This is a genomic window from Clostridium saccharoperbutylacetonicum N1-4(HMT), assembly GCF_000340885.1.
Lineage (GTDB): Bacteria > Bacillota > Clostridia > Clostridiales > Clostridiaceae > Clostridium > Clostridium saccharoperbutylacetonicum.
Window position 1 is genome coordinate 2,172,757 of sequence record NC_020291.1, and the last position, 26,042, is coordinate 2,198,798.

General features: G+C 31.5%; 18 protein-coding genes and 1 pseudogene. 9 read left to right on the plus strand and 10 right to left on the minus strand.

Annotation, left to right across the window (positions count from 1 at the left end; genetic code table 11):
- Nucleotides 1-227 precede the first annotated feature (227 nt).
- Both CSPA_RS09620 and CSPA_RS09625 read left to right on the plus strand, forming a co-directional pair.
- Complete coding sequence (locus tag CSPA_RS09620) at nt 228-1,364, plus strand: aminotransferase class V-fold PLP-dependent enzyme (protein WP_015392057.1); 1,137 nt, start codon at nt 228-230, stop codon at nt 1,362-1,364.
- 67 nt (nt 1,365-1,431) lie between these two features.
- The gene (locus CSPA_RS09625) at nt 1,432-3,150 is read left to right on the plus strand and encodes a flavin monoamine oxidase family protein (protein ID WP_015392058.1); all 1,719 of its coding nucleotides are present in this window, start codon (nt 1,432-1,434) and stop codon (nt 3,148-3,150) included.
- 197 nt (nt 3,151-3,347) lie between these two features.
- Here CSPA_RS09625 and CSPA_RS09630 read toward each other — a convergent pair whose 3' ends face one another.
- Entirely contained in the window at nt 3,348-4,349 is a 1,002-nt protein-coding gene (locus CSPA_RS09630; protein ID WP_015392059.1) for a DNRLRE domain-containing protein, read from the minus strand.
- 476 nt (nt 4,350-4,825) lie between these two features.
- Nucleotides 4,826-5,107, minus strand: coding sequence for a hypothetical protein (locus CSPA_RS09635; protein WP_015392060.1), 282 nt, complete (start codon nt 5,105-5,107; stop codon nt 4,826-4,828).
- A gap of 278 nt (nt 5,108-5,385) precedes the next feature.
- On the opposite strand from CSPA_RS09635, the gene CSPA_RS09640 reads away from it, so the two are divergent.
- The 6 genes from CSPA_RS09640 to CSPA_RS09665 all read left to right on the plus strand — a co-directional run bounded on the left by CSPA_RS09640 (nt 5,386) and on the right by CSPA_RS09665 (nt 13,760).
- The gene (locus CSPA_RS09640; protein ID WP_015392061.1) at nt 5,386-6,768 is read left to right on the plus strand and encodes a glycosyltransferase; all 1,383 of its coding nucleotides are present in this window, start codon (nt 5,386-5,388) and stop codon (nt 6,766-6,768) included.
- A 15-nt stretch (nt 6,769-6,783) separates the two neighbouring features.
- Nucleotides 6,784-7,749 carry an NAD-dependent epimerase/dehydratase family protein gene (locus CSPA_RS09645; RefSeq protein ID WP_015392062.1) on the plus strand — a complete coding sequence of 322 codons (966 nt, stop codon included), beginning with the start codon at nt 6,784-6,786 and terminating at the stop codon, nt 7,747-7,749.
- 21 nt (nt 7,750-7,770) lie between these two features.
- Nucleotides 7,771-8,601, plus strand: coding sequence for an NAD-dependent epimerase/dehydratase family protein (locus tag CSPA_RS09650; protein WP_015392063.1), 831 nt, complete (start codon nt 7,771-7,773; stop codon nt 8,599-8,601).
- A 141-nt stretch (nt 8,602-8,742) separates the two neighbouring features.
- Nucleotides 8,743-10,050, plus strand: coding sequence for a B12-binding domain-containing radical SAM protein (locus CSPA_RS09655; RefSeq protein ID WP_015392064.1), 1,308 nt, complete (start codon nt 8,743-8,745; stop codon nt 10,048-10,050).
- A 243-nt stretch (nt 10,051-10,293) separates the two neighbouring features.
- Entirely contained in the window at nt 10,294-11,610 is a 1,317-nt protein-coding gene (locus CSPA_RS09660) for a nucleotide sugar dehydrogenase (protein WP_015392065.1), read from the plus strand.
- A 362-nt stretch (nt 11,611-11,972) separates the two neighbouring features.
- Nucleotides 11,973-13,760, plus strand: coding sequence for a tetratricopeptide repeat-containing glycosyltransferase family 2 protein (locus CSPA_RS09665; RefSeq protein ID WP_015392066.1), 1,788 nt, complete (start codon nt 11,973-11,975; stop codon nt 13,758-13,760).
- Nucleotides 13,761-13,861: 101 nt separating this feature from the next.
- Here the strand turns inward: CSPA_RS09665 and CSPA_RS29720 are convergent, their stop codons facing one another.
- From CSPA_RS29720 to CSPA_RS09700, 8 genes and pseudogenes are all read right to left on the minus strand, one after another.
- Complete coding sequence (locus CSPA_RS29720) at nt 13,862-13,966, minus strand: glycosyltransferase family A protein (RefSeq protein WP_158399832.1); 105 nt, start codon at nt 13,964-13,966, stop codon at nt 13,862-13,864.
- Nucleotides 13,967-14,056: 90 nt separating this feature from the next.
- Nucleotides 14,057-14,443: pseudogene (locus CSPA_RS30535) on the minus strand (glycosyltransferase); the annotation flags it as partial.
- Between the two features lie 321 nt (nt 14,444-14,764).
- Nucleotides 14,765-15,838 carry a glycosyltransferase gene (locus tag CSPA_RS09675; RefSeq protein WP_015392068.1) on the minus strand — a complete coding sequence of 358 codons (1,074 nt, stop codon included), beginning with the start codon at nt 15,836-15,838 and terminating at the stop codon, nt 14,765-14,767.
- A 343-nt stretch (nt 15,839-16,181) separates the two neighbouring features.
- On the minus strand, nt 16,182-19,469 hold the full coding sequence (locus tag CSPA_RS09680; protein ID WP_015392069.1) for a DNRLRE domain-containing protein: 3,288 nt from the start codon (nt 19,467-19,469) through the stop codon (nt 16,182-16,184).
- A gap of 330 nt (nt 19,470-19,799) precedes the next feature.
- Nucleotides 19,800-21,218 carry a glycosyltransferase gene (locus tag CSPA_RS09685; protein WP_015392070.1) on the minus strand — a complete coding sequence of 473 codons (1,419 nt, stop codon included), beginning with the start codon at nt 21,216-21,218 and terminating at the stop codon, nt 19,800-19,802.
- A 181-nt stretch (nt 21,219-21,399) separates the two neighbouring features.
- Nucleotides 21,400-22,368, minus strand: a complete 969-nt coding sequence (locus CSPA_RS09690) for a glycosyltransferase (protein WP_015392071.1) — start codon at nt 22,366-22,368, stop codon at nt 21,400-21,402.
- Nucleotides 22,369-22,749: 381 nt separating this feature from the next.
- On the minus strand, nt 22,750-23,298 hold the full coding sequence (locus tag CSPA_RS09695; RefSeq protein WP_015392072.1) for a DUF4489 domain-containing protein: 549 nt from the start codon (nt 23,296-23,298) through the stop codon (nt 22,750-22,752).
- 289 nt (nt 23,299-23,587) lie between these two features.
- A complete protein-coding gene (locus CSPA_RS09700) occupies nt 23,588-24,358 on the minus strand; it encodes a hypothetical protein (RefSeq protein ID WP_015392073.1) in 771 nt (256 codons plus the stop codon).
- Between the two features lie 175 nt (nt 24,359-24,533).
- On the opposite strand from CSPA_RS09700, the gene CSPA_RS09705 reads away from it, so the two are divergent.
- Nucleotides 24,534-26,027: a hypothetical protein gene (locus CSPA_RS09705; RefSeq protein WP_015392074.1), complete on the plus strand. Its 1,494-nt coding sequence runs from the start codon at nt 24,534-24,536 to the stop codon at nt 26,025-26,027.
- Nucleotides 26,028-26,042 lie beyond the last annotated feature (15 nt).

Sequence of the window (26,042 nt, forward strand, 5' to 3'; positions counted from 1 at the left end):
GCATAGAACTAGGTATTATTACATTATAAACAGAATCAATTAATATAAAGGAAACTATAAACAAGACATTCAAATTATTAAATTTTCAGTATTATAATAAGTGAACTCTACAATTTCAATCATCTTCCTTATTATTGATTTTTACTTAATTTAATTATAATTGAACTTTGATAGAGTTCTTTAATAATTTAACTAGCACAACGCATAAATTTTATAAGGAGATTCATATGATTTATTTAGATAATGCAGCTACATCATTTCCAAAACCATCAGCAGTTTATGAAGAAGTACTAAATTGCATGAGAAATTATGCTGCTAGCCCAGGACGAGGTTCTTATGACATGTCTATAAAAGCAGCTCTAAAAATTATGGAAACAAGAGAAGAAATATGCAAATTATTTAATATTCCCAGTCCTTTTAACTTAATCTTTACAGGCAATTCAACCGAAGCATTAAATATAGGAATTAAAGGAGTTTTAAAAAAGGGAGATCATGTTATTAGTACAGTAATTGAACATAATTCTGTCTTAAGGCCATTGCATTCAATGAGCAAAAGCGGAGTTGAAGTCACTTTGGTAAATGTAGATAAAGCAGGGTATGTTAATATTAATGATATTAAGGAAGAGATTAAGAAAAATACTAAGATGATCATTATCAATCATGCATCTAATGTACTAGGTAGTCTTCAAGATATCGAAAATATTGGCAATCTTTCAAAGGTAAAAGGAATTATATTTATGGTGGATGCATCTCAAAGTGCTGGAGTTATTCCTATTGATGTGGAAAGAGATAACATTGATTTATTAGCATTCTCAGGGCATAAAGGATTATTGGGACCTCAAGGAACAGGATGCTTGTTTATACGAAAGGGAATAAAATTAAAGAATTTTAAAGAAGGTGGAACCGGAAGCAATTCTCATTTCATGGTTCAACCAGACTTCATGCCAGATCAGTTTGAAAGTGGAACTCTAAATACACCAGGAATTGCTGGTTTATGTGAAGGAATAAAATTCATTAAGAGAGTTGGAGTAGATAATATACAAAAATGTGAAAAAGAATTGATATCATATTTATTCGAGGAATTAAAAAAACTACCTTATGTAAAAATTTATGGGAATAATTCTGTAAAACAAAGAAGTCCAGTACTTTCCTTCAATATAGAGGGAATTGATGCTTCTATTGTTGGTGAACAACTGAATGAAGAAGGAATAGCTGTACGAACAGGTTACCATTGTGCACCTTTAATACATGACGTGATTGGTACAGAATATGCTGGTACTGTGAGAGTGAGTCCAGGATATTTTAATACCTTTGAGGATATAGAAAAACTAATAGTAACAATCCTGAGGATTTATAAAGGATAATGCGAAATGAAGGATGCGGTACATATATAATTATATATGTAATAAAAAATATTAGGATGTGAAAGTTATGAATTCTTATGGTAATTCAAACTCTCCTTATCAAATAGATAATCCTGGTGAGTGCGAAAGATATACAATGCTTGAATATATACTAAAGATGCAGAATAGATTAGATGATTTAAGTAATATAATTGATTTGATGAGCCCACCGAAAGATATAACTGATATTTGTCCGACTGGGTGTGCTAAAAATGTTAAAGTGGCAGTAATTGGTGCCGGAGAAGCTGGATTAGCTGCTGCCTTTGAACTAAGAAAGACAGGTTGTAACATTACTTTATTTGAAGCAAGCCATCGAATAGGAGGAAGGGTATACACTTATTACTTTGATAGAAATAGAAAGTACTATGGTGAATTAGGTCCAATGAGTATACCAGTATCACATGAGACTACCTGGCATTATATAAATCTTTTTAAACTTCATACAAGCCCTTTTGTACATCATAATGATAATGGTTTGTTTTATGTTAGAGATGAACGGGCGATTAATGATGCTAAAGGGAAAAGTGTGGAAAATAATATATATCCTAAGTTTAATTTAAGCCAAATTGAGAGAAAAAAAGCATGGTCTGAACTCCATGAAAAGATATATATAAAATATTTAAGATCTCTTCCAATAGAATTAAGAAGGGAATTAATTCAAGTTAAATCTGAATATTCAAAGAGTATAATAGAAATAGATAAATTAAATTATAGAAATGCATATGAGAATGTGGATCTTAGTCAGGATTCTATATCAATGCTTGCGTATTTGGAAGGCAAAGAACAGTTTTTTAGTTTAAGTCTTACTGAAATGCTTCAGCAATACTATACAGCAGATTTTGAATATACTTATCGTATTACCGATGGTATGATTAATTTACCTCATTCATTATATGAAGCGCTTTGTGACAAAAAGGAAGAGGCTTATAGAGGTATTAGTAAAGAACAATTAGGTAAAATAGAAATAAAAATGGGTTTCCCTGTTAGTGGAATATATAATTCTTTTTCAAAAGATAAAATTATACTTAAATATACGGATTATAGAAATACTAAAGAAACATCTGAAGAATTCGATTACGTAATATGTGCCATACCATTCTCAAGCCTAAGGAGAATTGAAATTGAACCTCTTTTTTCAACTACTAAGATGCAGGCTATAAATGAAATGAACTATGAAATAGCACAGAAGATATATCTACATCTTAAGGAAAGATTTTGGGAAATGGGAAATGCATCAAAAAAGATAGTAGGAGGATGTTCTTTTACGGATCTTCCTTTAGTTTCAATTCACTATCCTTCAGATCATGCAAAACCTGTAGCTAATAAATATGGCAAATGGGTATTAAAGCCTGGGGCAAGCCCTGAAGAGGCTGGTGTATTACTAGCTAGCTATAGCTGGTGCCAAGACGCAGTGAGATTGGGAAATGAAAATCCAGAATTGCAAATTGATGATGTAATGAGATATATAGAAAAAGTTCATGGACTTTCGCCTCATTATTTAGATGACAAGTTAATTGACTATAAGTCATTAATTTGGTCGGATGTACAATATATATGGACTGCAGGAGCATTATCAAAGCCGGAGGATAAAACGCTTTTTTCCTATGCTGTTACAGTTCCCGAAATGGGAGACAGGGTGTTCTTTGCAGGAGAGCATATTTCACAAAAGCATGTTTCTCAGCAAGGGGCTCTTCAAAGTGGAATGATTGCTGCTAATGAAGTAGCGAAGAAGATGAAGGATAATTAGATTTAAACAGAGAAGTTAATTATAATTAAATCTAATTTTTTCTTTTATATAAGTTGCACTAAAGATTTTAGCATCAATCTTTAGTATTTAAATTCAAGTATAGTGGCAGCTGATTCCCTGTAGATAGTAATTAAGAGAAAAAACCTCAGAAAATATTTCTGAGGTTTTTTAACTGAAAGTACAAAGTACTTGTAAATTTAAAAGCCTTTATAGGAACCATATAAGATTACATTTTCTGTATCTCCAGGCTGAATAGGAGGGCTTATTGCTATATTATAAGTTTTATCTATAGGAAGTGGATTATTATTTAGGGAATTATCATATTCATCAGATACATAATAGTTATTTATTTGTCCACTGGAAGCGCGAGTTACTTGTAAATCAACAACTATATAATAAATTGATAATGGAGCTACAGTTCCCGTAACGTTTACCGTTCTAGTAATTGAAGTATTTGGGGGATAGGGATCGCAGTTATTTCCACAAGCCTCTTTGCACACTTTAAACAAAATAGCTTCAAGTTCTTCTTTACATATCTTTATACATTTTCCACAACAATAATCTTGAAAGCATTTGTCATCACAATCTTTTTTACAACAATCAACTTGAAAGCATTTGTTATTACAATCTTTTTTGCAATAATCATTTTGGGAGTGCTTATCATTACAATCTTTTTTACAACATTTATTAGAATAAGGCTCATAATTTATTATTATAAATGGTACAAGATAGCTGTTTGAACTTGTAGCAGATCCAAAGCTTGTAAGGGTATCTTTATTTCTTCCATAAAGTATTATACCTTTATTCCTTAAGCTGTTTTTTATCCATGAGGAAACAATAGTGGTAATATCTACTGTTACTGATACATTAGTAGTCAATGGATAAAAATTTATTATAGTATTGTGATTATAATTAGGGGAATTGTTATAAGTTGTATAGGTGCTAAAGTATTCATAAAGCGGACTTATGGAGATTTTTTTGCTAGTATCATAAAAAAAATTATCAGCCTTAAAAAGCGTAAGCTTTGCACTGGATATTATAACATTAGAAGGTATTGATGAGATATCCCAAAATAAATAGCTATAATAGTTATGTTCACCATCAGAGCCTACTATTATTGTATCTTCATTTAAACTTTTATCAGGATATTTATTTGAAATTGTTAAACTTTTAATAGCTGGAATCGTAATACTTTTCATTATTAACCTCCATTTCTTCGCTATCGTTGGCCATATAAAATGAAACTTAGCTTCAGAGGGAGTTTTCTAAGTGCCCCTTAAGGGTAAATATTCCTCTGAAGGTTAGTTGAACTTATACCCACAAGGGGCACAATGTAACTACAAGGGTCATAATGTCTAGGAGCTCTCCACTGTTAGCTCCCACCTTAAAGAAAAGTAGAGAACAAAAATCTTTTATTTTCTGTGAATCACTTTCGCCTTTAGGTGAGATGGGAGTGTTACCTTATGTAAGTTTTATTTAGAATCATATCACTTCAATATATGAAATTTATAAAAAGAAGTGAATAAAATTGCAATCTACTATTGGAAATTTATCTGTTATGTTAGACTTTTATTTGCAGAAATAATTATAATAGCTACATTTTAAATCTTCTTTCCTTTTGTTAGAAAGCATGGAGTTGCATAACAACTCCATGAAATTTATATTATAGTTTATATTATTGTTGGAAACTACTGAGAACTGATGTCGAAGTAACTGATTGGGTGCTGGTTAATTTTGGATAAATAACTATCTGATAAGTTCCATTACCTGCCCAAGCTCTTTGAGGACCTGTAGGACTAGCAGTAACAGAAAATGCTTGGTAAAAAGTTTGTTTAGCACCAGCACGAGAAGCAATAGCTCGAATCTCAATATAACCTGCATCATTAGCTGCAGGGATAGTTCCAGTAACGTGAATTGTTGCAAGAGTAGTTGATTGTGGAGTATCAAAACTTGCCATTAAATAACATCTCCTTTAATTAATTTCTTGGATTTTCTCATATTTTTATAATATATTATATTACTAGTCCTTTAAATTGTGACAATATAATACATATTTCGGTAATGTGTAAAGTGATTTGTTTCATATTTATGATTCAATGAATTTTGCTCATTAATTTATATTACGTTAACATTAAATTTATTTGAAAATGAGATTTGACTAAGGTCAATGATAATAAATCATAATTTAAATCATCAAAGAATACAATATAATAATCATAATTTTGGAGTAATGAAATGGAACAAGAATTACAAAATATGAAAAAGCAGATAAAAGATAATATACAATATTTATTAGATAATAAGAAATTAGAAAAATCATTATTTCTTATAGATAAATACTTTAAAGTTGTTTCGTTTGATCCAGAAATGTATTCACTGAAATTGATTATAACTATGATGAAAGGAATTACTTTAGATTCTGAAAATATATTAAAAAATGTATTAGAAAGAGAACCATATAATGAAGAGTTATTATTTAATCTTAGTTACTTAATGGATAAAAAGAAAGAAGAGAAACAAGCCTTAGAATATTTTTGCAAGGCAAAATTGTTTAATCCAAGTAGCAATGTAAATGTTGGAGATGTAATTTCGAATTTTAAACCTATAAGTAGTAATTTGAGGATTTTAAATGGTACTATCGAAATTGCAAATCAAATAAACACTATAACAAAAGGTCTTAGGAAATTGGGATTAGAGGCAAAAGCGTTAAATTATTACCCGAGTTATCTAGGATATAAATGCGATTATGTATTAGACATTAATTTATATAAAGATATTAATGCAGCAAATGTAGAAACAAAAAAGCTTGCTGCTAAAATGATAGCAGAAAATGATGTATTCCATTTTCATTTTGGAACGAGCTTAGCTATAGATTATAGTGATTTGCAGCTTCTTAAAAAATTAGGTAAAAAAGTTTTAATGCAACATTGGGGATCTGATGTAAGAATGTATTCTAAAGCAGTTATGGTAAGTCCAAATGTGAAAGTTAAAGAATTAGATGAAAATACAATAAAAAGACGGTTAGATTTTTTATCAAAGAATATTTCACACTGCGCGGTTTGTGATTACGAATTATATGATTATGTAAAAGATTATTATGAAAATATTCATATAATACGTCAATGCATAGATTTAAGTGATTTCAAGTTAAATAATGCTAAGAATGATAAATTATTAATAGTTCATGCACCAACCAATAGAGAAATTAAAGGCACAAAATATATTCTAAAAGCTATAGAAGATTTAAAACTGAGCTATGATTTCGATTTTAAACTTATAGAAAATATGAGTTATGAAGATGCAATGAAAACTTATAGAAATGCTGATGTTGTTATTGATCAGTTGTTAATAGGTTCATATGGATTGGTGGCAATTGAAAATATGGCATTAGGTAAACCAGTAATATGTTATATAAATGAGAAGATGAAAGAAAAATATCCAAGTGAATTACCAATAATTTCATGTGGAATTGAAGATATTAAAGAAAAAATAGAATATTTAATAAAAAATCAGGATGCTTTAAAAATAATTGGGCTCAATGGACGCAAATATGTAGAAAAATATCATGATATCAATAAGCTGAATTCTGAGATAGTTAAAATATACGAAGAAATATAATGGAAGGCAAAGAGTATGGTAAAAGATAAAAAAATACTGATTACAGGTGGAGCTGGATTTATTGGAAGTAAGATATGTGAAAGACTATTAAATAATAATGAAATATTAATTTATGATAATCTGAATAGAAACTCGGTCAAAGAAACTGAATTACTTAAGATGAAAAATATAAAATTGGTTAAAGGAGATATACTAGATTATAAATCTTTAAAAAGTGCAGTGGATGAATTTAAACCTGAAATAGTAATACATTTAGCAGCTATAGCAGGAATTGATACTGTAATAAGAAATCCAGTAAAAACAATGAAGGTGAATATGATAGGTACTTATAATGTTGTAGAGTCTATTAAAGATTATATAAAACAGATGGATAGATTCATTAATATATCAACTAGTGAAGTATTTGGATCATATGCATTCAAAGTAGATGAACAAAGTACTACAAATTTAGCACCTGTAGGAGAAGCTAGATGGACATATTCTGTAAGTAAACTTGCAGGAGAACATTTAGCACATAGTTATTATAAGGAATATGGATTACCTGCAATTTCAGTAAGACCTTTCAATATATATGGAGAAGGACAGGTAGGAGAAGGTGCAATTCATTCATTTATATTAAAAGCATTAAAAGAGGAGGATATGGAAATCCATGGTGATGGAGATCAAATAAGATCATGGTGCTATATAGAGGATTTTGTTGATGGCATAATGCTTTGTTTAGAAAAAAAAGAAGCAATAGGAAATTCTTTTAACATTGGAAATCCAAGAGGAACCATTACAATTTCTATGCTTGCTCATAGTATAAAAACCATATCAAATTCAAAGTCAAATTTAGTATATGTGCCAAAAAACTATGTTGATGTAGAAATAAGAATTCCAAGCATTGATAAAGCAAAAGAAATATTGGGGTATCAACCTAAATATGATTTGATTTCTGGATTGGAGAAAACAATTGCGTGGTATAGAGGAAATATGAAATAAGTTTTATATTAGAGGTTTAATATGAATAGAAATATAGTTATTACAGGTGGTACAGGATTTTTAGGAGGAAGTTTAATAAATACTTTTAAGGAAGATGATATATTATATAATTTGGGAAGAAATAGAAATGAAAGTTGTAAAAATATATATTGGAATTTAAGAGATAGCATGGAAAATATAGAAATGCCCTTCGATGTAGATACTATAATTCATTGTGCATCTATTGTAGGAGATTGTAATTCAAATATTAGGGACTATATAGATATTAATGTAGGAGCCACATTAGAACTTTTAGAATATAGTAGAAAAACGGGTGTGAAACAGTTTATCTATATCTCCACTGGAGGAGTGTATGGATTTGAAAGTAATCCATTTAAAGAAGAGGAACAATGCAATCCACATGGTATATATAGTTTATCCAAGTACTTTTCAGAAAAGCTTTGCATGGAATATCAAAATAAAATTAAAATCACAATTATAAGAGTTTTTTTCCCATATGGAAAAGGTCAGAAAGGAAGATTAATTTCAAATCTTATTCACAAGATATTAAAAGGTGAGAAGGTAATTTTAAATAATGAAGGAATGCCGTTAATTAATCCAATTAATATTGTAGATTTATGTAATCTTATTAATGGGGTTGTTGAGAAAAGGCTTGAAGGGATATTCAATGCATGTGGAGACGAAATAGTATCTATAAAAGAACTTTGTCAAAGAATAAGCGATAAGTTTGGTATTAATAATGTACAATATGAATTTAATAATATAGAATGTAAAAATATGTTAGGAGACAATAAAAAAATAAAGGACAAATTAAATTATTCTATGAAAGTAAAATTATTAGATAATATATAGATATACAATGCAGGAATTATACTTATTTAACAATTACCGAAATCAGATACATTTATCTTCCACAGGACTAGTGAAATTTTCGCTGGAAGGTTCTATAAGAAAATTAAAAAGACTAAGATTGTATGGAGAAGGATTGCATATATGTTGAAGAATGTAGTGTTAATAATGCCTAATTTTAATTGGCGTATAAAATTTGATATTCAAAAAGATCCACCTATGGGGATTGCATATATAGGTGCAGTTTTAGAACTTAATGGATATAAAGTAACGATTATAGATGCTAATGCTGAAGAATTAACATTAGATGATGTAATAGCAAAAATAATGAAAATAAGTCCAGATTTTATTGGAATTAGTGCAAATTATTCACCTCTAAATAATCTAGCAATAGAGTTATGTGAAAAAATAAAGGATTATAATAAGAACATAATTGTTAGCGTTGGTGGAAATCATGCTACTGCCAGCTATAAGTATATGTTAGAAAAATCTAATGGAGCAATAGATTTTGTAATTAGAGGACAAGGTGAAACTATAATATTAAATTTATTGGAATCACTTGGAAAGGGTACGGAAGTTAGTAAGGTCAAAGGAATTGCTTATATAAAAAATGGAGAGGTTATATGTACGGAGCAACAAGAATTAATTAAGAATATTGATGATATTCCTATGCCAGCATACCATTTGTTAGATATGAATTTATACGATAGATATAATATAGTATCATCTAGAGGGTGCCCATATAGATGTACATATTGTGCTTCAAGTGTAATAGTAGATAAAGTGGCCTATAGATCTCCTGAAAATATAGTGAGAGAAATAGAATATTTAATAAAAAATTATGGACAAAAAATGTTTTGGTTTTCAGATGATACTTTTACATCTAATTTTAAGCACACAAATCAACTTCTTAATTTGATAATAAAAAGAAATTTGAATATAAAATGGAGTTGCCTTACAAGAGTAAATAGGACAAGCAAAGAACTTCTTGAGAAAATGAAGAAAGCAGGATGCATATATATTTCTTATGGAGTAGAAAGTGGAGATGCAAATATGCTTGAAAAAATGAACAAAAAAATCACACTGGATCAAGTTAGGGAAGCTCTACGGATTACAAAGGAAATAGGTATTGATATGTATACATTTTTTTTGATAGGCTATCCAGGAGAAACAATTGAATCTGTGAATAAAAGTTTTGATTTAATAAGAGAAATTAAACCAACTGGAGCAAGCTTTGCAGTAGTAATTCCGCTGCCTGGAACAAGTTTGTGGAATTATCTTTATAAGCAGGGCTATTTGGATTATGATAGAATCAATTGGGATTATCTTTTTGCTAAGTCAGGTAAAGATAAGTATGAAAATTACTCAGCCAAATTAGCATCTACTTGGTGTAATATAGATGAAAAAAAGCTTGTAGAATTATGTGAACAAGGTCAACGGTTAGTAACTTAGAAATTAAGGAAAAGTTATGTTAAGGAAAGTGTAACAAATTAGAAATTTAAATAATAAAAATGAATAATAAATCAATGTCCTTTAAGAAGGATTAATTCTTCTTAAAGGACATTGATTTTTAGTCTATGGTATGAGAAGTTCATTAAAAACAATACTTTTAAAGTTGTAGCAACATATTAGTATAAAAACATATTATATATTAAATTTAACGGAAAAGGGAATTGACTAATAGGAGAGGATTCAATGTTAAACAAAGATAAATTGATTTATAAGATTAACAATAAAACAGCTGCAATAGGCATTATTGGTTTAGGATATGTAGGCCTACCTTTGGCGGTTGAATTTGCAAAAAGTGGGTATAAAGTACTAGGATTTGATATTCAAGAGAAAAAAGTGAACATGATTAATAATGGAGAAAATTATATAAGTGATGTTATAGATGAAGACCTAAAATTTGTAATTGAAAATAGAAGGTTAAAAGCAAGTAATGAGATTAAGTTTGTGAAAGATATTGATGTAATCTTAATCTGTGTTCCTACTCCATTAGATAAGTATCAACAACCAGACATTAGCTATGTTAAAGAATCTACAGAATCAGTTGGAAAGTATCTACATGAAGGTATGCTTGTAATTCTTGAAAGTACAACTTACCCAGGAACTACTGAAGAATTAGTATTGCCTATATTAGAATCAATGTCCAGTTTAAAGTGTGAAGAAGACTTTTATTTAGCATTCTCACCTGAAAGGGTGGACCCGGGAAATTCAATGTATAATACTGCCAATACAGCAAAGGTAGTCGGAGGAGTAGGTAAAGATAGCACGGAAATAGCAGCAGCATTATATGGAAATGTTTTAAACAGCGGAATTTTTGAAGTATCTAGCCCAAGGGTAGCTGAAATGGAGAAAATTCTTGAAAATACTTATAGAAATATAAATATTGGGTTGATTAATGAAATGGCAGTTATATGTAATAAGATGAATATAGATATTTGGGAGGTTATAGAAGCAGCAAAAACTAAACCTTATGGTTTTCAAGCATTTTATCCTGGTCCAGGGCTTGGTGGACATTGTATACCATTAGACCCATATTATTTAACTTGGAAAGCTAGAGAATATGATTATCACACAAGACTTATAGAAACCTCAGGAGAAATTAACAATTTTATGCCTCAATATATAGTGCAAAGAGCTGCCAGCATATTGAATAGATTTAATAAACCTTTAAATAAAGCTAATATTTTGATATTAGGAATAGCTTATAAAAGTGATATAGATGATTATCGAGAAAGTCCTGCTCTTAAAGTAATAGAGAATTTTCAAAAACAAGGTTCAGAAGTAACATTTTATGATCCATATATAACATCTTATAGGTATAAGGGGAAAGAGTGTAAAGGTGTAGAATTAACAGTTGAGATGTTAAAGAATGCAGATTTAGTTGTTATAACTACTGCCCATAAAAAATATAATTATAGCTTTATTCAAGAAAATTCTATATTCATATTTGACACAAGAAATGCAACTAAGGACGTTGAAAATAAAGATAATATTGAATTGTTATAAGATATAAGAAAGCTAGGGGAAACCTTAGCTTTTTAATTTAATATAAATTATCCTTATTTTTGAATTTATTAGAGCTGGAAAGTAATTTTTATTTTTTAAATATAACTAAATTAACTATTGATTTTCAAATATAAGAAACGGTCATTTTATAGATGTAATATACAGATAATCACATTTTTATACAGAGAACATATTATATATCGAGGGCTGATGTAATGGTTAATGCTAAATTCAAAATATAATTTATGAATTAATTAAACGTCTTAGCTGCAATTAGAATAGTATGAAAACTAGAATTGAGTAGAAATTTAATAGTATAAACTTGTAAGCATATAACAATTTTTTTATGCAAGGGGGATTAAATGAAGAATCAAGTAAGTTTATGTATGATTGTAAAAGATGAGGAGGAATATTTGCCAAGATGTTTATCTAGCATTAAGGATATAGTTGATGAAATCATTATAGTTGACACTGGTTCTAGTGATAAAACAGTAGAAATTGCAAAGAATTTTGGGGCTAAGATTTATTATTTTAAATGGAACAATGATTTTAGTGAAGCTAGAAATGAATCTTTAAAATACGCCACAAAAGATTGGATACTTATATTAGATGCAGACGATGAATTGAATTCAGAATCTAAGGAAACATTTAAAGTGTTGTTAAATACTGAATTAGATGAAAAAGCAATTTATCATTTTGAAACCTTAAGTTACTATGGAAACAGCATAGACAATGATAATATTGCTATAAATTTAAATCCGAGGTTATTTAAAAATAATCGAGGTATTCATTATGAAGGAGAAGTGCATAATCAATTAATTAGTGTCAAAGGAGACTATAATGCAGTCTGTAATGAGATAAAAATATATCATTATGGTTACATTGATAAAAGAATTATTTCTAAAGATAAAAGAAATAGAAATATATTTATTTTGAATGAACAAATCAAAAAAAATCCTAATGATGGGTTTGTTTATTTTAATTTGGGAAATGAATATGGAGCATTAGATGATATGAATAAAGCTTTAGAATGTTACTATAAAGCCTATGAAAAGTTTGTTCCTAATACAGGCTATAGTTCTTTATTGATATTGCGAATAATTATTGCCAATTTGAAATTAAAAAATTATAATAAAGCCCTAGAATTTGTAGATATTGGAAGCTTGTATTATCCAAAATGTACAGATTTTTACTTCTACAAATCTCTTATTTGGCATGAGCTTGATAGACCCACTCTTCAAATAAAAGCATTGGAAAAATGCATCGAACTTGGTGAACCACCTTCAGAATTGAAATTTATATTTGGAACATGGAGTTATAGAGCTTATTATGAACTAGGTAATGTTTATATGAAGTATAAAGATTATAATACTGCTTATAACAATTATGTTGAAGCTTTAAAATTAAAACCTGATTATATTGAACCTTTATACAATATAGCTGATGTATTAAAAGCACAAAATGTATCATTAGAAGAGATGAAAAGAATAATGGAAGAGTCATTTCCAGAGGACAAAAAGGATTATTATAATATTATTGCTGATTTATTTTATCATGTTGGATATTATAGCACAGCATTAGAATATATAAAAAAATATGAAGATTCAGTAAATGTTACTGAAAATACTATCATATTAAAATCAAGATGTCTTATAAGAAATGGTGATTTTGAAGAATACACTAATATAAATGATATAGATAAAAAAAGTTCATATTATATAGTTTTTTCCATGTATAAAGTTCTAAGCTTTATATTATTAAATAAATATGAAAATGCATTATCTATAGTAAATAGTATTAATGAAGATAATTTATCTGATTATAATAAAAAGTACTTAAGAGTATATTCAGAGTTAATAAAACTATTTACCAAAGAACCAACAAAGATGTTGTCAGAGGATGAAAACGATAAAGAATATATGAATATAATTTTAGAAGTTATAGAAATATTGCTTATAAATGATAAATTTGATGAGTTAGCAGTAGCTGTTAATTTATTGAATGTAGTAGACACTAAATACGCATTACTTTACCTTGGAAAATTATATTATAAACATGGATATATTGACCTTGCTAAAAAGGAAATATTAAGATCAATAAAGGAAGTTGATATATATGATGCAGAAGGTCTTGATATATTAAAATATTAAATTGATTAATCTTCCTGCTTCGTCTCCAGTTAAACGAGTATCATAAGGATATTGACAAACAGTTCTGAAATTATCCATAAGATACTCGCCATTTATATTAATCATCTTTCTGTGCATATAATAATTTCTGTATTTCTATAACTCTGATTTAATGCAGAATCAAGAGCTTGTTCAAGATAATTTGTTTGATTGTAAGCAGGTATCAATATGCTTACTAATGGAAATATATCTTTAGAATAATTATCTAGAAATTTATTTCTAGATTCTTCAAATCCATTTGTTGTATTTACATAGCAGCAATCATGAATACACCATGCAGTATGTTGATTCGGAACTACTACCTTAAATCCTTTTCGAAAAAATTCAACACTTTGTGAAAGATCATAAAAATGCCATCCATTAAAAATGTCTTATCTCCAAGGCAAATCAGATTGTGTTATCATTATAAGCCCATCTATTCCTTTAACATCTGAATACAAATCTTTAATTTCATTGAAGTTTAGTAATTCCATAGTTCCTCTATGGCTGTAATAAACTTTTCCTACCTTATAATGATCATCCCACCATATTCTTGATACTGGGATAATTTTCGCTCCAACCATTCCCATAAGACCTATATCTGTATCTCTTTTGAAAATATCTAATACATCTCTAATAAAATTTATACTTTGTACAGTTAACATGTTCGCAATTTCTAAGAGTATAGATCAAATTTAGATGAATAAACTTTTTTACAACATGTATAGGTAAATAATCTGATTTTTAATATATTTAATACTTATTTATAATCAATTATATTCTATGGATATATTGCGGTATTGTTACATGGATTAATTTAAGAATACTTAATTTTATTCATATAATTAAAAAACAGTTGAAACGAAATAGCAGGAACTAGTAACGTTTATACAGTTCCTGCTTATCAAGGAATGTGTAATGCTAGTAAATAGATATGATTGCAATTCAATACAGATAGGGAAGTCATGAAGATAATATATATTGCTTTAACTAAAACCTAGCTTTTCGAAATATTTTTTATTATACAATATTCGTTCATCATTTGGTCTAAACTGACTAGCAATTTCATTATGCTCATATGCTAATTTATAGTTTCCTAGTTTGTCATAGCAAACACATAGTTGTAAATGAGGCAGCCATGTCCAACAGGAATCGTTAAAAAATCCCCAGCTATCTTTTGGCTTCTCAAGTTTTGTAGCTTCTTCATACCAAAAAGCCGCTTGTTTATATTTCTTTTCATGTAAGAAAGAAAAACCAATTTTACAGCAAGCTTCAGCTCTTGGAGTGTCGTATTCAAAGCTTCTAAAAGCATATTTTCTAGCTTCTTCTATTTTATTTATTGATTGATAGTAATCGCATATTTTTCCACAAACTCGAATGTTATCTTCAAACCAGCCTTGTTTTGAATCTAAAAACTTGTTATAGTATTCTAAAGCCTCATCGTATATATTGTGGTCATACAATTCATTACCATAGTAAAGTATATCTCTAGGAGTAAATTCTGCTCCTTGCTCTAGTTTACCTCGATAAATTTCAAGATTTCGTTTAGGTGTATGCTTTATCTTTTTATGGGTTATGCCAATTTCGCTATTGAATATATTTCCTCCCACGGCTAAATATTCATGAACAAAACCATACCACTTAAAATTATTAACTCTTTTAACTAAGCGATTACGTCTGTAACTTGCGGTTACATTTCCATACTCATCAAAACCTATATTATACTTTGCAGTTACAGAGTCTACAGAAGGATCTAAAGTTTCTTTTAAAGTTTTAAGTTTTTCTACATCTTCAGGAAGTATAACATCATCAGCATCTAACCAAAGAATATAATCTTTAGTGGCATTGCTAAAAGAAAAGTTTCTAGCAGCAGAAAAATCATCAATCCACTGAAAATCATAAATTTTTGACGTGTATCTACCAACTATATCCTTTGTCTTATCGCTTGAGCCAGTATCAACAATTATCATTTCATCAGCTATGTCTTTTACTGATTCTAAGCATCGTGCTATTGAATCTTCTTCATTTTTTACTATCATACAAAGACTAATAGTTATCAAATAACCACCTTCTTTAAATTTTACATTATATAATATGACAATAAAAATATTTTGATACAAGTTTTATTATATGAAGAAGATTGTCGGCTTAGGAATAGACAGGCGATCCAAGTTATAATTTTATTTTATCAGAATATAGTTGTATTTAAGGCACTAATAATTGTATAAAAATAATTAACTAGTGCTGTAGTTGTGGCAATACCAGTTAATGTGCAGCTATCCTTAAATATTTGCTAATTTAAAAAATAGTATATACAAAAATATTTCATACAAGACCAAAAAGAGCTATCGCTAAACAAACTTTAATTTGCCAATGCGATAGCTCTATGAAATTAAAAATTTATTAGAAAGTTATAGAATTAATACTTCTATTAACGGCAGTTCCAGAAGTAACGTTATTTGCTACAGTAAAGATAACTCGAAGTTGATAAACAATAGGACCAGTTACTGTTGCTGTATCAACGTAAGTGTTAGGGATTTGAAAACGTTGAGTTCCAGCTGAAGCAATAGATCTTTGGGTTATTCTTGAATTAATTAAAGTGCCGTTGGCGTATAACCTTACTTCAAAAGTTTGATCAGAGTTTGCTGTAGTTATAGTTTCCACAGCAACAACAGAATCGATTTTAATATTTTGTCCAATTGTTGCAGTTACAGTTTCAGATGCTACTGTTATCTCAGTGTTAAGAGGAGGAAATACTGTAATTGAGCCAGAAATCTCATTAAAGAATAATTGAGGAGCACCAGTTATGCCAGTAGCACCAGTAGCGCCAGTAGTTCCAGTAGCACCAGTAGCTCCGGTGGCACCAGTAGCACCAGTAGTTCCGGTAACACCAGTAGCACCAGTAACGCCAGTAGCACCAGTAGCTCCGGTAACACCAGTAGCTCCGGTAGCGCCAGTAGTACCAGTAACTCCGGTAGCACCAGTAACGCCAGTAGCTCCAGTAGCACCTGTAGCACCAGTAGTTCCAGTAATACCAGTAGCACCGGTAACGCCAGTAGCTCCGGTAACACCAGTAGCACCTGTAGCACCAGTAACGCCAGTAGCACCAGTAGCTCCGGTAGTACCAGTGTCTCCAGTAGCACCGGTAACGCCAGTAGCACCAGTAGAACCAGTAACTCCGGTAGCTCCAGTAACGCCAGTAGCACCGGTAGTACCGGTAGCACCAGTAACTCCGGTAGCTCCAGTAGCACCGGTAACGCCAGTAGCACCGGTAACGCCAGTGTCACCAGTAGCACCGGTTACACCAGTAGCTCCAGTAGCACCAGTAGCTCCGGTTACGCCAGTAGCACCAGTAACACCAGTAGCACCGGTAGCACCAGTAGCTCCAGTAGCACCGGTTACGCCAGTAGCGCCGGTAGAACCAGTAGCACCAGTAGAACCAGTAGAACCAGTAACTCCGGTAGCACCGGTGGCGCCAGTAGCACCAGTAGCGCCAGTAGCACCAGTAGCGCCAGTGTCTCCAGTAGCACCAGTAACGCCAGTAGCACCGGTAACGCCAGTGTCACCAGTAGCACCGGTTACACCAGTAGCTCCAGTAGCACCAGTAGCACCAGTAGCTCCGGTTACGCCAGTAGCACCAGTAACACCAGTAGCACCGGTAGCACCAGTAGCTCCAGTAGCACCGGTTACGCCAGTAGCGCCGGTAGCACCAGTAGCTCCGGTGGCGCCAGTAGCACCAGTAGCTCCGGTGGCGCCAGTAGCACCAGTAGCGCCAGTAGCTCCAGTAGCACCTGTGTCTCCAGTAGCACCGGTAACGCCAGTAGCACCAGTAGAACCAGTAACACCAGTGACGCCAGTAGCACCAGTGACGCCAGTAGCACCGGTAACTCCGGTAGCACCAGTAGTTCCAGTAGCACCAGTAGCTCCGGTAGTACCAGTAGCTCCGGTAGCGCCAGTAGCTCCAGTAGAACCAGTAACGCCAGTAGCACCGGTAACGCCAGTAGAACCGGTAACGCCAGTAGAACCAGTAACTCCGGTAGCACCAGTAGCTCCAGTAGCTCCAGTAGAACCAGTAACTCCGGTAGCACCAGTAACTCCGGTAGCACCAGTAACGCCAGTAGCTCCAGTAGCACCTGTAGCACCAGTAGTTCCAGTAATACCAGTAGCTCCGGTGGCACCTGTAGCACCAGTAGTTCCGGTAGCGCCAGTAGCACCGGTAACGCCAGTAGCACCAGTAACGCCAGTAGCTCCGGTAACACCAGTAGCACCAGTAACGCCAGTAGCACCTGTGTCTCCAGTAGCACCGGTAACGCCAGTAGCACCAGTAGCTCCGGTAGTACCAGTGTCTCCAGTAGCACCGGTAACGCCAGTAGCACCAGTAACTCCAGTAACGCCAGTAGCACCGGTAGTACCGGTAGCACCAGTAACTCCGGTAGCTCCAGTAACGCCAGTAGCACCGGTAGTACCGGTAGCACCAGTAGCACCTGTGTCTCCAGTAGCACCGGTAACGCCAGTAGCACCAGTAGAACCAGTAACACCAGTTACGCCAGTAGCACCAGTGACGCCAGTAGCACCGGTAACTCCGGTAGCACCAGTAGTTCCAGTAGCACCAGTAGCTCCGGTAGCGCCAGTAGCGCCAGTAGAACCAGTAACGCCAGTAGCACCGGTAACGCCAGTAGAACCGGTAACGCCAGTAGAACCAGTAACTCCGGTAGCACCAGTAACGCCAGTAGCACCAGTAGCACCAGTGTCACCAGTAGCACCGGTAACGCCAGTAGAACCAGTAGAACCAGTAACACCAGTAGCGCCAGTAACTCCGGTAGCACCAGTAGCACCTGTGTCTCCAGTAGCACCGGTAACGCCAGTAGAACCAGTAGAACCAGTAGCACCAGTGACACCAGTAGCACCGGTAACTCCGGTAGCACCAGTAGTTCCAGTAGCACCAGTAGCTCCGGTAGTACCAGTAGCTCCGGTAGCGCCAGTAGCTCCAGTAGAACCAGTAACGCCAGTAGCACCGGTAACACCAGTAGCACCGGTAACACCAGTAACTCCTGTAGCACCAGTTACGCCAGTAGTACCAGTAACACCAGTAGCTCCTGTAGCACCAGTAGCTCCGGTAGCGCCAGTAGCACCTGTAGTTCCAGTAGCACCGCTTGGAATAAATTCTATATTTAAGAATGGCCTTTGTGTTGTAACCGTCCATTCATCTGAAAAATAACCTATTATAGTGTCAATTATATTTTCTATTCCAACTAACGTAATACCATTGTTTGGTATGATGTTATTGACCCACTGAGCTACTATATCGGTTATATTAATTCTAATAAAAGTACCAACATCTGCATCTGTAACAGTTGTAAAATCAGAAGTTGCATTCAATGCAGGTGCATTATTCCAGGTAACAGTGTTCTCAGAAAAGTCACTTGCATTTGTAAATACACTAACATTTTGTGGTGATAACACTGCATCTGGTAGATCTTTTCTATAAACAAATAAATTTAGTGAGGCATTTAATAGAGTGTTTCCTGGGGGAATGACACCAGATAAATCAAACTTTAATAAACTTCTAAACACATCGTTTGGCTGAACAAATCTTCCTGTAAACAAAAAACTTGATAAACCAAAGTTTGTATTAGGATTTAGCTGCGATATATACGCATCATCGGTAGGACTAAGAAGTACAATGGGCATTGTATCATCTCCTTATTTTTTTCCTCTTATTGTGTTTTTATGGCAATTATTATAAACTGCATTACTATAATATATGTAAAATAATAAATTTGGACACAACGTAACAAATAGCTACATTAAAAAAACATATATACTTAATTTGGTATTTTTTATAAATAATAAATTCATATTATGAATACTATAACTTAAATAATTATTTATATAAGTTGCCATAATAACATTGCAATAATTGTCATAAATACAAATCTGAAATCTTTATCATAACTTATATATTTTTAGAAAAATAAAAACCTAAATCACACTTTAATGTGATTTAGGTTGATGTGTGTATTAATAATTACTGTTATTCTTGTTTGTAATATCTTTCTGAAACTTAGCAACATATTCGTAGGATATAAAATGCCCTTTCAGATTTTCGCCAACAATACTACAAATTTGGTTTAAGAACTTATCATCTTCCTCTGTTATTTGTGTGTAATAGTGAAATACATATGGATTGATATAACCACACTCCTCAAATATTTTGTGTATATCTGATAAGGTAAAAAACTTATTATAACTTCTATTTAATATTGAATTTTTGTTATATATAAAATCTCCACATAATAAGCCTTTTACCACTGAATAGTGCATTGTATTAGGTATAGTAGCGATTATATATCCTCCAGGCTTTAGAAATTTTTTTATCTCTTTTAGTAATTTCCAGGGGTCTTTACTAAATTGAAGTTTATTTCCAAGAATTATATAGTCAAAAAAATCTACTTTACTTTCTTTAAAATTCATAATATAGTTTTCTTCAAAGTCTTCAGTCATTACTTCTATCATTTTTCCACATATCCTAGCTATATTTTCATTTGTCTCTACACCATACAGTTTTGCATTAGGATACGTGTATTTTAATCTAAGTAATGTAGCACTTAGACCACAATCGAACTCAAGAATATTTAGTTCTTTATCCCTGGGTTCATTTATACGATCTATAATATGAAATTTTAATAGACTTTGGGAATTAGAGTTAAAGCCCCATTTTTCTTCAAATCTTTGAGCATTTATTTTTAAAACACTATTAAATTTGGCATAATCTTTTTTGAAAGATGTGCTGCCAAAATGGTGTATAAAACTATCATTACAAACCATAAGCTTATATCCGGCTTCAGCAATTCTCATACACAAATCATCATCTTCAAAATTTCCAGGAGTAAATCTTTCATCAAAGATACCAATTTTATTAATAACGTCTCTTTTAACTAACATACAAAATGCTACAAGTCTAGCTTTTTGCTCCCACTTTTCTGGTGTTGAAATATTATTACTATCTGCAAATTCAATTATGTGTTCCACATCATTATAGGGCACATTTATAACTTGATAATTAGAGCAGTTATTGGTTATAGATGAAGTTGCTCCAATTTTATCATCACTATAAAGGCATATTTTAAGATTATCAAGCCATCTTGGTGTAACTTTAGTATCGTTGTTTAAAAATAGCAGATCATTATCTTTCTCAGATGCTTCTATTCCAAGATTACATCCTTTTGGAAATCCTACATTTTCATCGTTTAAAATAAGTTTGATATCGGTTTGTTCTTTAAGCCATTCTCGAGTGCCATCAGTAGAATTATTATCAACAACAATTATTTCATAAGTTTGAGCAGAGGTGTATTTTCTTATACTATCAAGACAGATACGATTATAATTAAGATTGTTATAGGTTAAAATTATTATTGAAGTTTTTTTATTTTCAAACATTAATTTTCATGTCTCCTCTAACTAATTTAGAAATGTGACTATTCTTCATTCTCTAACAATACTTAGAAAATAAAGTAAGTATATTGTTTAATTATATTTTATGAATATTAGCAAAAAAGTGTACTTACGTTGTAACTGTATATAAAAAATCAAGAGGTAGACTGGTCTTGCGGTGGAATAATTATAAGTTTAAAAAAGAATTTATCTTTTCACAAAGTTTTATCCAATCAAAATTATTTCTTGTATTGAGTTGAATACAATTGAAAACTTCTTCAAGAGTTATTTCATCAGAACAAGCTGTAATGAGCTCTTTTGAAAGAGCCTCAAAATCATTTATAGGAAATATACTTCCATATTTTTTGTCATCAATAATATCCCATGAACCATCAACATCTGAAGATATAATGTAATTTCCATTAAAGGCTGCTTCAGCAAATACTTGAGCAAAAGCCTCCCATCTAGATGTTAAACAAAATATTTTTGATTTTCTGTACTCTTCCATCAGTAGCTTTCTATCGTAAATTGGTCCTGTAAAAATAATTTTACTTTTTAATTCTGGATAGGCTGATAAATAATCGTTTATATACTGATTAAAGGCTGGCTCAATACTGCCTACTAATTTTAACTTCCAACCTTCAATTTTTTCTGCAGCAATTTTGAATGCTTTCATTATAATTTCTGTGGCCTTTTCATAAGTTCCCAATCTTCCTACTGTTAAAATAGTATTCTCTTTTTGGCTATATTCAACAATATCACTATTAAAAAAATCATAAAATCCATTAGGTATATATTCTACTTTCACAGGCCAACTAGCATCAATTATCTTTTTAAGATTCTTTGATTCTACAGAGATCAAAGTGCAACTATTTAATAAATTAATATTTTGTTGATTAAAGCCTATCCTGCCTAGCCGATGTATATTTAGATCCAGTTTTAAATAAATTTTTCCCTTTGGATTAATTGACTTAAATTTTTCTATCATACATAAATTAAAATCATAGTAACCTATAAGCATCAGGATATCAGTTTTTTGTAATAATGATGTAACAGAATTTTCATTCTCCATAAAATTGAGATTAATGTTTTGGGTCATTATTTCATCATAATGCTCTTCATTTTTATTGCATAAAATTGCAACTTCATAATTCAAATGTTTTTAAAAGATATAAGGTATTAATCCTACATCTTTTGTAAGATGAAAGTTTTGCAATCCAGCCCAATATAAGGTAAAAGATTTTTTCATAATAAACCTCCAGTTTATTAAAATAATATATTTGTTTTTGATTTTTCATAACTGCTAATTTCAGTAGAGTTATGTTGTTTTACAAGAGAAAAACTCAAGGCTAATAGCCTCGAGTTTAAATGATTTTTTATTCTAGAACTTATTATCATATTGTAAGTAATTAAAGAATAATTTTTTATAAATCAAATACAAAAGAACTTCGCACCTGATTTTGTCAGGTTAAGAGACACCCATTTGGTGTCCCACCTAACCAATATCTAAGAATTTAATTGGCTTTTCAATTGATTATTAGCAATTACATGAACCTGATCCACATGTTGCTACTGCTCCAAGTGTTGCGTTGTTGATAGAAAGAGTACCAACAGTAACTGCACTAGTAACAGTTGCAACTACAGTATAAGTACAGCAATCATCAAAACAAGAATCGCTGTCACAAACAAAGAAAGTGAATGTTTCTGATGCAAGTAATGCTACCAATTGGAATGTCCATGCAGGTCCAACAGGAACTGGAGTAGTTTGACCTCTGCAAAGTTTGAATACTTGGAAGTTTATAGTTCCTGTAAAGGCAACCAAAGCAACAAGATTACTTGCAAATTCTAGCTTTATAGTTGGATTACATAAGCAAGAAGTATTTAGAGTAAGAGTAGTAAGGGGAAAAGTAGTTCCTGCGACAGTAGCAACTGGAATTGTAGTTGCGCTAGGGCAACCACATTTTACGATAGTTGGACACAATTTGCATTTTGGCTCTCTTTCTTTTCTACAACTTACGCACTCACACTCATCTTTTCTGTGATGACCACAATCATCATTATAAAAACCTTTTGACATTGAATTCATAAACGAACTCCTCCTTTTAATTGGATAAATTTTAATTTAGAATTGCTATATGGGTAATTGACGTCTCTAGTTGTTTGTTCAGTGTTTCTACTATAATATATGAATTTTATCGAAGAACGGTGATGATAATACGTTAGTTTTATTATAAATATAATAACTCAGTGAAAAAAAGTATTACCAAACTTATATAACTACTAATATTAGTAGAGTTACGTTATTCATTTAACTGTAGAAGCTTTAATTATCCTTTCAGTTATAAGAAAGTTGATAATCTTTGCTAATTATAATGTCAATCATTGTCATCACTGTCATCACTGTCTGAGAATAATGGGTCTAAATTTTGATCAGGATAGAACTTAGGAATTGGAGCTTTTTCAAATCTCTCACATGGATCTTCCTCAGGTTCTTCTTCACATGGTTCTCCTGGAACTGGACAATAGTCATAAGCTGGTATTAGGAGCTGCACAATAAGCTCACATTTTACAACAATATAGTAACCTAAAGTGATATCTAAAACATCGTTTCCACTTTCATCTTGTAGTAATTCACCGTCTAGGGCTTCCGCAACCATTTCAAGTTTTATTATATTAGAATCTAAATCTTTGGATTGCTGAACAGGTACAAAACTAGCAGAAATTTGAGCTATAGAATCAGGACAGTAGAACTTCCCAATTACATCTGTTCTATTAATTTCAAACAATTCACTTTGATTGACACCATTAGCATCAATATAATCTGCATAGAACGAAATACTATAAGAAATAACTATTTTTTTGAAACCTGGCTTTCCAATAAGTGGAATTTTATCCACAGAGAGTAGCGTTAAATTAAAGTCCCTACTGCCAATATATCTCTTAGGGTCTATTAGTGGATTGCTTCTTAATTCGGAATCTGTTGTATTTGTATCAGGACCTTCATCGTATACAAGACATCTTTTGATTAAACATTGATCAAAGATTTTAGGTACTTCAATGCAAACTAATTCAGAAGGATCTGGTAAACGTCCTTGTTTATTTACAAGACCGGGACGTGGCGAAAATTTCTTGAAGTTAATCGACATAAATTATCCTCCTCTTCAGAAGTTATAGTAAATGTAAGTATAATTTGATGCTTACAATATACAATATGCCAGAACATTAAAGTGGTGATAATAAAAAGTTAGATTAAAAATTTTTTTTGTAGAGGGCATAATAAGTTTTCACTAAAAATATAATCTTATAAAGGAGGGAGTGAGCATGAGTAGTGTATACCCTTGGATATATGTTGATTATACAAATAATATATGGAAGTTTTTCCGAAATGATAATGAAGAATTACGATATAAAATTATGTACGGAGAAGGAAAATGGACAAAAGAAAGTTTAATTGATAAGGAGGTTCTGGGGTTTTCTGTTTATGTTGAGGAAGATGAGACAATACATATAGTATACAGCAATATTAAAAGAGAGCTAAAGTACTGTACTTTGAAGGATAAGCAATGGGTAGGAAAGATGCTCTATCAAATGGAAAGTAATGAATTTGAAATACAAAATTTAAAAGTTGAAATTATCGGATATGAGATGCATATCTTTTATTTACTAGTAAGTAATGATGGTAGCGACCATGGAGTGTTAATGCATTGTATATGGAACGGAAAAGAAATAAGAGTTAATGCATTACAAGATATTATTTTGACACCTAATTTAAAAGAACACTATTCCGTAAATGTAGATGAAAAGAAAAATATTGATGTATTTTTTATTACAGATGAAGGTGATGAGAAATCTTTAAACTATTGCAATTTTCAAAATCATAGATGGTCATCTGTAAAAAGGCTTTATGGTATTCAAGGAGAGGATATCGGCTTTCAAGTGTTAAGGAATCAAAAATATATTCATATATTAAATAAGTCTAGAGAAGATTCTATATATTTATTGGATCATGTTTGTATAGATACGAGTGGAAATATACAGGAGTTCAAAGTTCATGAAAGTAGCAAGGAATTGATGGAACCTATATTATTTATTGAAAGTAATAACTTGTATTCTTGTTGGCTGGAAGAAGACGAGATTTTTTATTCGGTTTTTGATTCTGAAAAGTGGGGAAGTAAATTATACTTTGATAGGGGGAATAAAGTTGCAATGATTCGGTATAATTGTTTTATTTGTTGCGATGGAGAGAGTTCCCTTAAAGAAGTTGGAGTTTATGGAACTAATGAACTAGATTTGTGTTTGTTAGTTCCAAGTCAGTTTGTAGTAAATATGAAGGATTCATTCAAATATGAGGTAAATCAAGCTAACGCAGCTACACTACATGAAGAAGAATCGCTTCAAAGCTTAAAACTTGAGTTATCTCGGGTAAAATCAGAAAAGAAAAACTTAGAGGAGAAAATCGTTTCTTTAAATATGCAATTACAAAAGAAACAAAAATTTATGGAAGAATATGAAGATCGAATTGCTAGAATATTAGAACAAAAACGAAAAGCAGATGAGAATTATAACGTATTTTTAGAATTGCAGCAGAATATTCAAAAAGAGCTAGAGGATGCAAATCAACAGTTGGAAAATGAAAGAAAGATTAAAATAAGTATTGAAAATAAACTGAAAGAATGTAAAGAGGAAAATATAATAATTAGGCAACAAGTTAAGATGATAAGTGAAGAAAAGAACAAATTGTGTGAAGAACTTGAATTTGAGAAGAATCAATCCATTATGGAACGATTATTAAGAAAGAGGCCAAGTGGAATATAAAGTAACTACTAAAGT